The organism is Terribacillus saccharophilus, from assembly GCF_046592895.1.
Taxonomy (GTDB): Bacteria; Bacillota; Bacilli; order Bacillales; family Amphibacillaceae; genus Terribacillus; species Terribacillus saccharophilus_D.
Window position 1 is genome coordinate 417567 of the sequence record NZ_JAWVPU010000001.1, and the last position, 13025, is coordinate 430591.

Below are 13025 nucleotides of genomic sequence, written 5' to 3' on the forward strand. Positions count from 1 at the left end.
GTAAATTAAAATTGTTTTCTAAGGTCGTTGCTAGTATAATTTAAGGGGTCTGAACAAAAACAAAAGAACATCCTAGCAGGAAGGACTTTTTTATGAAATCAGCTATTACTGTTCTAAAAGAACAATTCAAGCATTTTAATCTCATCCGACGTATTTCGCTTTATGAATTAAGGAATAACAATAGTGCCAACTATCTTGGATTGGCGTGGGAAGTAATCAGCCCCGTTATCCAAATTGCCATCTATTGGCTAGTATTCGGTTATCTTATCAGTGGTGGAGAAGGACGATCCATTCCTAACCCTACACCAGGTGAACCAGACTTACAGTTCTTCCCTTGGCTTGTTGCCGGCCTTTTAGTCTGGATGTTTTTCCAGCCCGCTGCAACGCAGGGCGCTAAGTCGATTTTCAGCAGGCTGCGATTGTTATCAAAAATGAATTTCCCGATGAGCGTGATTCCAAATATCACGATCTTCTCGAAATTCTATCCGCATTTGATACTCGTAGTACTGGCTATCATTTTGATGCAGCTTACCGGTTACACAGTCAGTATCTATATATTGCAGCTGCCATACTTCATGTTTGGACTGTTTGCTTTCACATACGCATTTGCACTGCTGATGTCTACTTTGACAACCCTTATACGGGATATTCAGCTGCTGTTGCAAGCTACTATCCGGATGGGCATATATCTAACCCCGATCCTTTGGGTATCTCATAAGCTTCCAGAAGTCATTCAAACAGTGATGAAGCTTAACCCGCTTTACTATCTTGTTGACGGATACCGTTCTGCATTGATGGGACAAACTGGCTGGTACTTCATCACGTCATGGGAATACAGCATTTACTTCTGGGTAGTCACTGCCGCCTTGTTTATGATTGGTGCTGCCTTGCATATGCGTTTCAGAAGACACTTTATCGACTTTCTCTAAATAGAAAGGGATTTTTATGGATAAATCAATTATCGTTGAAAATGTAAGCAAAAAATATAAGTTATATAGCAAAAGTTCCGACCGGATCAAAGATATCATTTTCCCGAAGGAATATGGGGAAGACTTCTATGCTTTGCGCAATGTAAGCTTTACAGCTGAGAAGGGCGATGTTGTCGGGTTCATCGGTATCAATGGTTCCGGTAAGTCCACACTTTCCAATATCATTGCTGGTATCGTTCCGGAGACGACAGGTTCTGTGACTCTAAACGGGGAAGCAGCTTTGATTGCTGTGTCTGCTGGCTTGAAAGGTGATTTGACGGGTCGGCAGAATATCGAGCTGAAGTGTTTGATGCTTGGATTGAATAAGAAGCAAATCGCTGAGCTTGAACCAAAGATCATCGAGTTTGCCGAATTGGAGAAATTCATCGATCAGCCGGTGAAGAACTATTCCAGTGGTATGAAATCACGTCTTGGATTCTCTATATCCGTCAACATCGATCCAGATATCCTGATCATCGATGAAGCATTGTCTGTCGGTGATAAAGCTTTTGCCGAAAAGAGCCTTGCCAAAATGCATGAATTCAGGGATAAAGGCAAAACGATGATCTTCGTCAGCCACTCACTCGGACAGATGAAACAGTTTTGTGATAAGATACTTTGGCTGGAATTCGGTCAAGTTCGCGAATATGGCTCCATTGATGAGGTCATTCCGCGGTATGATCAGTTCTTGAATGAATATAAGAAATGGTCCAAAAAAGAAAAAGAAGCATATCGGGAACGCGCCATTTCAGGTGATCCCAACTAAAAAAGACCGACAGGCCATGAAAGCCTGTCGGTCTTTTATCTGCGTATCAGGACACGGAACATGAATTCAAATGCTTTCAATATCCGTTTCCAGCGGAAAGGCTGCTTGAGCAGACGATACAGCCATTCCAAATTCAATTTTATCCACGCACGCGGTGCTCGTTTCATTTCCCCGGCTAAGATATCGAATACTCCGCCGACCCCCATGAACACACCTTTTTCAAATAGATGCTTATGTGCAGCTATGAAGTTCTCTTGTCTCGGGAAGCCCATGGCCACAAAGATCAAATCCGGTTTGGCAGCTGCGGCCTGAGCCGCGACAGCCGCTTCTTCATCTGCTTTGAAATAACCGTGATGACTTCCGGCGATACGGATACCAGGATATTGTGAGCGGACACGGTTCACTGCGCGTTCATTCACTTCTGGTTTCGCACCAAGGAAATAACAGCTGAGATTATGTTTTTCTGCATAACTAAGCAGCTTGAACATAAGATCGAAACCTGTCACCCGCTCTTCGATTGGGTTTTTGAGTATCTTGGAAGCAATCACGACCCCAGCGCCGTCAGGTATGATATAATCAGCACTTTTTACACTTTGTTTATATACCGCATCTTCCCTTGCCTGCATGACAATCTCAGGATTGGCAGTGACAATATACGTGCGCTCCCCGGCATTGATACGCGGATAAAGATGCTGCTGTAATAGTTCTTTTTGCGTTAATTTATTAAAAGGAATATCCATTATTTCTACTATATCTTGATTTGACACACTTGTAACAACCTTTCAAGATCAAACCATCAGGTAGGAATCTTCGTATGATAGACCTACCCATTATGCCACGAAAACAATAACTTTACAATTATTCACATAGAATTTACATAAATAGAAAACAGCCGGTAATATAACCGGCTGTTTTGATTATTTACGACCGAATCCGAAGAAAGATCGCTTCTTTTCTTTTGTTCCATTGTTTTCAGATGCAGCATAAGTTTGGCCGAACATCTCGATCCAGTCTTTTTTGTAGCTCTCTTCACTGAATCGTTCTGTGACTTCAGTTGCATTTGCTGCAAGTCTGTTTCGAAGGCTTGCATCATTCATGATGCGTACCACTTTGTCAGCCAGCGCTTTTTGATCACCTTTTTTGACAAGATAGCCATCCACATCATCCCTGACGATATCCTTAGGACCATATTTGATATCATATGCAACCGCTGGCGTACCAGCAGCAAGTGTCTCGGTCAGAACCATACCGAAACCTTCGAAGTCGGATGTCAGGATGCTGCAGGCAGCGGATTGGTAAGCTGCTGCTGGATCGGAGGAGAAGCCTAGTAGCTTCACATTGTTCTCCAGACCTAGACGCTTGATCTGCGCCTTCAGATCACCTTCAAGCGGGCCCATTCCGTAGATATGGTATTCTGCATCCGGAATTTGCTCCACAACATGCTTGAAGGCGGAAATACCTTCATCCAATCGTTTCTGCGGCTCGAATCTAGCAAGGGTGACAGCTACTTTCGGATTGTATTCCTGCTGTGCGCCAGGTGTATCCGGAGCAGCATGCGGAATGACGTGAAGCTTTGTTGTTACATCATAGCGGGAAGTAATATCTTTTTCTTGTTCATGTGTCAGGAAGACAACATGATCAAACGAATTGATACCTTCCGTAAAATGCGTCCATGATTTTTTCGTGTTGGCGGAATCATCGTAAGGAGATTCGAAATGGTTATTGTGCGCAACAGCGATTTTCTCGACTTTTTCTTCAACTGATAATACAGTTTCATCTGTCTTGCGTGAGTCGGACATCAATACAGGGGCAGTATAATCCTTCATTGCCTGCCCGATCCATGCCGCATAAGCTTTGTTGATCGAATCATATTCGACATTTTCGTCACCGAATACGATGATGCGGCCTTCACTGCCATTTGGATTCACCCATGCAGTCAATTTGCACGTTCCATCTTCCAGCAGATAGCGATGCAGCTTCGGCTTGTTCGTGGCATGATCCATATGGCTTGTACGAACAAGGCGACCATCACGCAAGTATTCGGAACGGCTGAGACGTGTACGGCTTTCATCCATATAATCGATCAATTTCAATGAACCATCGCCATTGAAACGGCGATATTCTTTATACAATCCATTTTGATAGTAACGGAACGCAAGCTGCGCACTTTTTTTGTCTTGGACGGCTTGCATGCCTTCCACTTCAGTTTCAGCTTTCTTTGGATTGTCAGTCTTGTCGATGCGAAGCAGATCGGTATAAAAATTGCGTACTTCGACTTTTCTGCTAAGCTGACCTGATTTATATAGTTTCTCGATGATATTCTTGTGATCCTGCTGATAAGCAAGGGTGAAGAAAACCACTTGTTCATAGTGCTCTGACAGCACGTTGGCACGCTTCATCACAGCTTTCGTAAGTCCGCCGCGCTCGACATTCAATGAATTAAATACGAATACAGGTGTTTTCATATTCTGTATTCCTCCTAAGCAATCTTTGAGTTAGATAACGATAGCATAAAGACCGCAATCATTCCTACTATTTGTATGACTACCACTTCCCGCATCCATCGATGCATCCAGCAGCATGTTCCATTAAACAAAAATAGCATAAACAGCGGATAAATCAAAATGAAATAATGATCAAGCCTGCATCATGCGTTTGATTTTATTTTTGACACGCTGTTGTTTTGTCAGCTGCTTTGGTTTTGGTTTTTTTGTGACTTGCAATTTAAAGGATAGGTTACCGTGTTTTGTGTTGTACGGTTCGGTGACTACGATGCTATTTCGTTTGTCTTTTGGAGCACCTTTGACCTTTTGGGGTTCCAGCACCTCACCCTTGACACGCGCTGTGATGGTATAGTCCTCGATTCTGCTGAGAACATTCAAGTCTACAATGCCACCTGCTGTATTCAGCCAATGCAAAATCGAGAACGGAACGACTGCATGGAATGTTGTCACTTGCTGCCGTTCAAGAATGTCCGATTTGATCGGGACAGGTGACTCGCTGTCTTTAGGTCCTTTTGCCATCTCGATCGATGTCGTTCTTTCATCTTCCCGATTATGCAGCTTAAGAAACAATTTCTCACCTTCTGCATCCACATGGGAGTGATATGTATAACCTTCCAGTACAACGCCTTCATGCCCCTTCGTGATACGGGTCACGACAGCTTGCATGTCATTCTTCCGATGGAAGGAAAGCGATTCTGCCTTGGCAAGCTCATATGCTTTCTTCGGTTTTGGATAGATATGTCCATGGAAGACTTCCATATTTCCTGGATGGCTTTCGGCGTACCAGAAATTGACAAGATCCTCCATCTCCCCTTGCTCGATCAAACGAAGCAATAACTTTTGTCTGTTATTGAAATGATTATAAAAAGCCAGGAAGTTATGTTCCTTGAGCAAGGCCTTCAATGTATTGAAGATATATACTTTGTCTTCCATCAGGAATGTACGTGTGATGATGGCACGCAATTCCACATGCAAGATTCGATGGATATACTGATAATATGCCATCAACTTCTTTTCTTCCGGAAGTTCGAGATCACGGATCACCCGCAAGGTATCCGTCATGGCATGCATATACCGCTCCCCTTTGATCCCTTGCTTGGTCAGCTGTTCGCGCCCGACCGTCAAATGATTGGTTGCATAATAAACAGGATAATCCTTCACTAAAGCAATCGAGGAAGAATAGGCATAAGCCTTGACCATGAAGGACTGATCTTCCCCTAATGAATAATGTTCCGGAAAGCGGATATTATGTTTTCTCAACAGTTCCAACCGAAATAGCTTCACTGCTCCGATTGAATAAAGGGCGTTGGAGCCGAAGAATTGGAAGTTATCAGGATTGCGATTGAAGATAGCTGTCGGTACACCGCGATTGACACCTTCGTACTTTCCAACGACGATATCCGGATTGTATTCCAAGATCTTCTCTTCGATTCGCTCAAAGGCTTCAAGACCGAAGTAATCGTCTCCATCGATGAAGAAGATGAAGTCACCCGTCGCAGCTTCAATCGCTTTATTCCGCGGTCCGCTCGGTGATCCGCTATTTTCTTGATGCATGACTTTGATAAAGTCATATGCTGCACTGTATTCCTCCAGGATCGCAGGACTATCATCCGTGGATCCATCATTGATACAGATGACTTCCAGCTTATCTTTGCTGATCGTTTGATTGACGATACTGTCCAAACATGTTTTTATCGTACTTTCATCATTATATACTGGTACTGCAATTGTGTATTTCATATATTCCTCCACATACTTTCAACTGTACTATTCTATTTTACCGCCTTTTGTCATATTATGTAACACTAAAACGTGCATATCCGCAGATATGCACGTCGAAATTCACTTTATTTCTTCAAGTATGCAGAGTGAATCCAAACTTCCTTCCCATTCAACGTCCCGCGATACCATGTTGCTTTGTTCACTTTTTCAATCAAGTTGACCTTGAACACAGCATTTTTGTGGTTCTTCAAGTCATAAACAAGATCTTTTGATCCGCCCCATGCTTTCGTATAAGCATTGCCTGTGCCTTTTACATAAAGGGTCTGCTTTTCATGACTATACGTCGTATGAGGATGTGTGTCCATTTGTCTGGCATCGACCCAGCCGATTGTTCCTTTCACACTGCTCGGTCTGGTGCTGATCAAATAGAAGGTCTTATCATTCACGACTGCCTGTTTTTTAATATAGTACACAGCGTTAGTATAACCATCTTTCGCCTTTTTAGCATCAAGCGGCATACCTGGTTGTTTCAGGATCACGGCATCTCCGTTAAGATGCCCCAATCTGCTGATTCTTTTCTCTGTTTTTTTGGAAAGATACGAACTGTGCAGCCACATTTGCTTACCATTCACTGTGCCGCGATACCATGTTGCTTTGTTCACTTTCTCAACAAGATCAACCTGGAATGCTTGTCCTTCCAAATGCTTCATGCTTTTTTCGACGATATCTTTGGAGCCGCCCCATGTCTTGCTGTAGGACTTTCCTGTGCCTTTGATATAAAGGGTTTCTTTATTCCGGCTATATGTAGTATGAGGATGGGTATCCATTTGTCTGGCATCGACCCAGCCGACCGTTCCATTGACACTGCTCGGTTGTTTGCTGATCAAGTAAAACGTTTTACCATTCACAACCGCCTGCTTTTTGATATAGTAGACCGCATTGGTATAACCATCTTTTGCTTGTTTGGAACCAGCTGGCATACCAGGTTGTTTCAAGATCAAGGCATCTCCATCAAGATGCCCCAATCTGCTGATTCTTTTCTCTGTTTTTTTGGAAAGATAGGAACTGTGCAGCCACATTTGCTTGCCATTCACTGTTCCGTGATACCAAGTTGCATTGTTCACTTTTTCAACAAGATCAACTTGGAATGCCTGTCCTTCCAGATGCTTCATGCTTTTCTCAACGATATTTTTAGAGCCGCCCCATGCTTTATTGTAGGACTTCCCTGTACCTTTGATATAAAGCGTTTGTTTTTTCTGACTGTACGCTTTGTGGGATAGTGTTTCCATCTGACTGGAGTCCACCCATCCAACAGTCTGCCTGACCTTGCTGGGCGCATAGCTGATCAAATAATAAGTACGCCCATTCATTTGTACTTGCTGTTTGATGTAATACACCTGATTATAATCTTTATCACCTGCAGGACGGTAATTGTTCGACTTTTGGATATCGGTGTAGATTTTGGCACCTTTATTCAAATGTCCCAATCTGCTGGTATTGGATATTTTGCGTTTATTGGTCAGGTCACCGGCAAGAATCCAGACTTCCTTCCCTTTCAAACTGCCTCGGAGCCATGTAACGTTCCCTGCTGTTTCTGTCAAATTGGCTTCGAACGTAGCTCCTTTTAGGCTTGATAAGTTATAAACCAAGTTTTTGGAGCCGCCCCATGTCTTGTTGTACGCTTTCCCTGAGCCTTTGACTGTATATGTCGCTCTTTCTTTATTTACAGTCTTGTGTTCCTTCATCTGTGTGTCGCCGGCCTTGATCCAGCCGATTGTATTTTTCGTGCTGCTTGGCTGGGTGCTCAACAAGTAATATGTCGTACCGTTGACCACAGCTTGTTTCTTGATGTAATACACTTGATTTGTGTATTTCGTACCAGCTTTATAATTGTTGCCGAGATTTGTGACATCCCGGTAGATCAATGTATTTGCTGACTTGATATGCCCCAATTTGCTGGTTTTGCTATACTTGATCGACTTATTGTCATATCTTTCTTTGACAAGACTGACAAAGTCACTCCAATTATAACCATACTTTGCAAAGTAGCCATGCGGATCCACATGATTCGTACCGCCCAGGTATTTGCTGACAGCTTTATGTGACCACAGAGTACCTCTGCCATCGCTTTCTGCACTATCGACTCCAAGGTTATATTTTGCCAGTACGCTCGCTATGTAGTCTGCGTAGTTATTGATTGACTTGGCAAACTCTTCATAACTGTTCACTTCCACTAGCTCGACATGCACGAATCTTTGGTTGGCATAATAACCTGCTCCCCAAGCACCTAGGTCAGTGGGGTGGATTTCGATGATATTACCACCATCGACGAATGCATGGACAAATGCATTCTGGTGGTGATTTGACATGTAGTTGATTTCGGAACGAATGGAAGAGTTCGGGTTTGCTGTTTCGTGCGCTACGACCCCTTCGACCGCTCCTCTGCCGCCTCTATAGTTGAACTTCGCGAAAAAGCTCTTATGCTCTGTCTTGATCGAAGCAACTTTCGGCTTATGATCTTTGATCCATTTGTTGACATTCGGATATGCCCGACTGGCTGAAAAATCTTGCACAGAGGATGAACGAAAACTAGGCTCTTCCTCTACACCATCGCGCCAATCGACCGGAATATATTGCAGCTGTTCCTTGGAAAGCTTACTGATGTCCATACCGTACACCATTGTGCCTTCTTTGATGCCAAATGCATTATACTTCGGTGCCTCTTCCTGTGTTTCAGATTCTTTCCCGGGTTCAGCTTCTGCTTCTTTCTCAACAGTTTCATCTGTATTTGTCTGCTCTCGGGAAGCATCTGCCGCCTCTTTTGCTTGCTCGGATGGCTCCTGCTCCTCTTGCTCATCACCAGGAGCTTCTTCTGGAACAGCCAGTCCCTCTGCTTCCGCTTCGTTTGGCTGTTCCATTACTTCTTGAGAATCATCTTCTTCGACTGTTGCATTCGCTGCAGCCGCATCAGGATTCTCTATATCATCTTCTGGCTCTGCTGTCTCAGCGTCCACGCTTTTAGCTGCGGCACCGCTATCTTCAGCGAGTGTGTGAAAAGGAAATAAACCAAATAACAACAATAAGATTGCACTAATGCTGATTATTCTTTTCATGACTACCCTCTATCTATAAGATTGAGAACTGAAATAGCTATCAATCCAATCCAACACAAACAAGTGATGAAATTTAATAGAATGCTATATCCTTTCCCTATTAAGATATATCGGCGCAAAATTTAACATTTTAAAGGAGAATTTACAAAAAAAGCACATTATCTGCAAGATAATGTGCTTTTGATTTATTTGTAACTTGGAATTTCCAGGTACAACGTATAAACGCCGATAGATTGATAGAGATTATACATTGTATTGACTTGCTTATAGGCCCAGCCGATGTCGGTTGCATATTGCTTTCCGTAGGCACCAGTGTTCGCCATCGCTTGTGGGTTCCAGCGCATTTCATAAAGCGTGTTCTGACCAGAGTTGATGTAGCCGGCACCGATGTATTTCGCACCGCCGACGATCGCTTTGTATGGCGTCGTCCAGCCTTCTTCATAAGCTCTTTCAGCTCCACACCCTACTGGACAGGAATCATAAGCGCCGATGCCGTACATGTTGTACACTGTCGTTCCATTGTACTCGACACCTTTGGCGAGCGTGGAACTGCCATTTCCTGTTTCAAGGAGTGCATGGGAAACAAGATAAATATCGTTTACACCATATTCTTTGCTTGCATCGATGAAAGCTTTTCCTTGATTGGCCAAGATACCTTTTCCTGCCAGGTATTTGTTCAATGTATCCACCGTAACATCACTGCCGCGGGTAAGATCAAGGAATTGGAATTTCTGGCGATCATCATGAATGAAGTTGTCAGGATTCAAATAATATTCGATATCCGCCGAACTAGGATTCACCCATTGACGGCTGTTAGTGAATTCGATTTGGTACCAGCTTCCGACTTGGCGGATGATATTCACTTCGGCACCTTTTTTCAACGTGCCCACAACCCAGTAATTCGTGCTCGGACCACCACGGACATTCAATAGATCCGCGGTCACTTTGTTGTTGGTGATATATTCAGCTGATACATACGTATCGTACTCTTTATCTGTTTGAGGGGAAGCTTTCTCTTGAATTGCCAAGGCTTCCTTCAGTGTCAGATCAAAGGTTTGTTTCTTCTCATGACTTACAGTGACATAATCTTCGTTCAGCCACATCTCCTTGCCATTCAGGTTACCGCGATACCAAATGTCATCGCCGACTTTCTCCGTTAAGTTGACAGAGAATTCCTTACCTGCAAAGGAAGACATATCCGATTCGACCATATCTTTCTTTCCGCCCCAAGCCTTCGTATAGGACTTACCTTCACCATTGGAATAGTACGTTTTACTATCCTTGTCGATGGTGATGTGCGAGCGGGTATCCATATCGGATGCACTCACCCAGCCTACCAGGTTCTTTGTGCTGCTTGGCTGTCTGCTGAGTAGGTAATATAGTTTATTGCCGATTTTCGCTTGCTTTTTGATGTAATAGACAGAATGAGTCAAATTAGCATCTTCAGCATCTTTCCATGAAGAGAAGTTGGATAAGCTATCATATATCTTGGCATTCGCATTCAAATGACCCAATCTGCTAGTCTTGCTTTCCTCATAAGCAGTCAGATATTTGCTGTTGATGAATACCTCTTTGCCATCAAGCATTCCTCTGTACCAAGTGTTATTGCCGACTGCTTCTGTCAGATTCACTTGGAAGAATTGATCTTTCTTCGTGGACAGATCATAAACAAGATCCTTATTTCCGCCCCATGCTTTCGTATAAGCTTTACCTGTGCCATTGACAACAAAAGTCTTGGCTTTATTGTCAGTGGTGGTATGCGGATTGGTATCCATATCCGATGCCTTCACCCAGCCTACCAAGTTTTTCGTACTGCTTGGCTGTCTGCTGAGCAAGTAGTAAAGCACGCCATCCACTTTCGCTTGTTTCTTGATGTAGTACACCGCGTATGTGTACCCTTCTTTGTCGGCGTTGATGGACTTGGTAGGGTTATTCAAATCAGGATAAATCACGGCATCCCCATTCAAATGGCCAAGTTTGCTAGTACGCTCTTCGACAACGTTCGGCTTGTACGCTTCCAGATAAGAAGATTTGATGAACACTTCCTCTCCAGCAAGCATACCGCGATACCATGTAACATCGCCGACTTTTTCCGTCAAATGGACTTCGAATAGCTGTCCTTTTTTGCTGGATAAGCTAAAGACGATATCTTTCTTTCCGCCCCATGCTTTCGTGTAGGCATTGTTCGTACCTTTCACCACGAAAGTCTTCGGATCTTTGTCGATTGTGACATGTGGGTTTGCATCCATATCAGACGCTTTAACCCAACCTACCAAGTTCTTCGTACTGCTCGGCTGTCTGCTGAGCAGATAATAAAGTACACCATCGACTTTCGCTTGCTTCTTGATGTAATACACTGCATTTGTGTAGCCTTCTTTGGCAGCACCGATGGAGTCGGCAGGGTTATTCAAATCAGGGTAAATCACTGCGTCCCCATTCAAATGTCCCAAGATGCTCGTACGCTCTTCTTTGACTGTCGGTTTATAAGCTTCGAGATAAGTAGACTTGATGAATACTTCTTCACCAGCAAGCATACCGCGATACCATGTATCATTGCCGACTTTCTCCGTCAAATGGACTTCGAACACCTGTCCTTTTTTACTGGATAAGTTAAAGACGATATCTTTCTTTCCGCCCCATGCTTTCGTGTAGGCATTGTTCGTACCTTTGACCACAAAAGTCTTCGGATCTTTATCGATGGTCACGTGGGAATGTGTGTCCATATCGGATGCCTTGACCCAGCCTACCAGATTCTTCGTACTGCTCGGCTGCTTGCTGAGCAAGTAATATAATGTATCATTTACGATTGCTTGTTTCTTGATATAATACACAGCATTCGTCAAATTGGCCTCTTGGGCATCTTTCCAAGTGGAAAGGCTTGTGATGTCATCATAAATCTTGGCGTGGGCATTCAAATGACCAAGTCTGCTTGTCTTGCTATCTTCATATGTAGTCAAGTAGGCAGAATCAATATAGACTTTTTTGCCAGCGAGTGTGCCATGATAGTACGTGTTGTTTCCGACTTTTTCGGAATAATCGGCTTGGAAGGAATGACCTTTATAACTTTTCAGTGTATAAACAATATCTTTTTTTCCACCCCAAGGCTTTGTATACGCATTACCTGAACCTTTGATCGTGAAAGTCGTTTGCTGGACGGACTTGCCGCCATGGTCGCGTGTATCCATATCGGACGCTTTCACCCAGCCTACAACACCTTCCGTTGCACTAGGCTGTTTGCTGATCAAATAATATGTCTCATTATTCCATTTAGCTTGTTTCTTCAAATAATAGACGATATTTGTATAACCAGCAGCATCTGCAGCAATGGTTTTCGATGCATCAGTCAGTACAGGATAGATGACAGCATCACCATTAAGATGACCCATTATGTCTATTGCCGTCTCAACAGGCGCAGAAGCTTGGATGGAGGCAGCACGCATTGTCTGTTCTTCCTCTTTTTCCACTTGCTCTGTGTCTTGCGGCTGTTCTGCAGAAGGCTCCGTATCCTGTACAGGTGTTTCTGTCTCTGTTGATGACTCAGGAGATACTACATCCTCAGGAGCACTGCCGCCCTCTGATTCCCCTGTGGCTTCCGTTGTGGTTTCATCTGCAGCTTCTTTTGATTCTTGCTGTTCAGATGCCGTCACTTGATCGGGCTGCTCTTTTGTCTCTTCTTCGACAGCTGGTGAATCTGTAGGTGATGTTTCTTCTATGGTGACATCCGAGCCATTTGTTTGGCTACCCGTTGTAGCTGCCAAAACAAAATTAGCTGGAGATAGTGAGCTGAATGCTAAAATTGCAATTAATAAATAAATGACTTTCTTCATTTCGGCCTCCACTTTACAGAATATTCAATTTTCAAGTAACATCTATGTCCCAATGGTCATTGCATCGTCCGAAAATCATACTTCCCCCATGGACCACTCCTTCTTTTGTACTAAAAGATGCTAGA

Annotated in this window: 7 protein-coding genes; 2 read left to right on the forward strand and 5 right to left on the reverse strand. The window is 43.5% G+C overall.

Translation table 11 applies throughout. The annotated features are described in order from the left end of the window. Nucleotides 1-92 precede the first annotated feature (92 nt). Both SFC66_RS02030 and tagH read left to right on the forward strand, forming a co-directional pair. Nucleotides 93-929: an ABC transporter permease gene (locus tag SFC66_RS02030; RefSeq protein ID WP_411217038.1), complete on the forward strand. Its 837-nt coding sequence runs from the start codon at nucleotides 93-95 to the stop codon at nucleotides 927-929. A gap of 16 nt (nucleotides 930-945) precedes the next feature. Then, nucleotides 946-1734, forward strand: coding sequence for a teichoic acids export ABC transporter ATP-binding subunit TagH (gene tagH / locus SFC66_RS02035; RefSeq protein WP_411217039.1), 789 nt, complete (start codon nucleotides 946-948; stop codon nucleotides 1732-1734). Between the two features lie 35 nt (nucleotides 1735-1769). On the opposite strand, the gene SFC66_RS02040 is transcribed toward tagH, so the two are convergent. The 5 genes from SFC66_RS02040 to SFC66_RS02060 form a co-directional block, all read right to left on the reverse strand. After that, nucleotides 1770-2501 carry a WecB/TagA/CpsF family glycosyltransferase gene (locus SFC66_RS02040; protein WP_411217040.1) on the reverse strand — a complete coding sequence of 244 codons (732 nt, stop codon included), beginning with the start codon at nucleotides 2499-2501 and terminating at the stop codon, nucleotides 1770-1772. 150 nt (nucleotides 2502-2651) lie between these two features. After that, complete coding sequence (locus SFC66_RS02045) at nucleotides 2652-4199, reverse strand: glycosyltransferase (protein WP_411217041.1); 1548 nt, start codon at nucleotides 4197-4199, stop codon at nucleotides 2652-2654. Nucleotides 4200-4370: 171 nt separating this feature from the next. Beyond that, nucleotides 4371-5978 carry a glycosyltransferase family 2 protein gene (locus SFC66_RS02050; protein ID WP_411217042.1) on the reverse strand — a complete coding sequence of 536 codons (1608 nt, stop codon included), beginning with the start codon at nucleotides 5976-5978 and terminating at the stop codon, nucleotides 4371-4373. A 107-nt stretch (nucleotides 5979-6085) separates the two neighbouring features. Then, on the reverse strand, nucleotides 6086-9073 hold the full coding sequence (locus SFC66_RS02055; RefSeq protein WP_411217043.1) for a GW dipeptide domain-containing protein: 2988 nt from the start codon (nucleotides 9071-9073) through the stop codon (nucleotides 6086-6088). A 185-nt stretch (nucleotides 9074-9258) separates the two neighbouring features. Then, the gene (locus SFC66_RS02060) at nucleotides 9259-12900 is read right to left on the reverse strand and encodes a glucosaminidase domain-containing protein (protein WP_411217044.1); all 3642 of its coding nucleotides are present in this window, start codon (nucleotides 12898-12900) and stop codon (nucleotides 9259-9261) included. Between the last annotated feature and the right edge of the window lie 125 nt (nucleotides 12901-13025).

Excerpts from the sequence above, each read along its gene's own strand:
- SFC66_RS02030 (WP_411217038.1), top strand. The coding sequence starts at position 93 with ATGAAATCAGCTATTACTGTTCTAAAAGAACAATTCAAGCATTTTAAT.
- tagH (WP_411217039.1), top strand. The coding sequence starts at position 946 with ATGGATAAATCAATTATCGTTGAAAATGTAAGCAAAAAATATAAGTTA.
- SFC66_RS02045 (WP_411217041.1), bottom strand. The coding sequence starts at position 4,199 with ATGAAAACACCTGTATTCGTATTTAATTCATTGAATGTCGAGCGCGGC.
- SFC66_RS02050 (WP_411217042.1), bottom strand. The coding sequence starts at position 5,978 with ATGAAATACACAATTGCAGTACCAGTATATAATGATGAAAGTACGATA.
- SFC66_RS02055 (WP_411217043.1), bottom strand. The coding sequence starts at position 9,073 with ATGAAAAGAATAATCAGCATTAGTGCAATCTTATTGTTGTTATTTGGT.
- SFC66_RS02060 (WP_411217044.1), bottom strand. The coding sequence starts at position 12,900 with ATGAAGAAAGTCATTTATTTATTAATTGCAATTTTAGCATTCAGCTCA.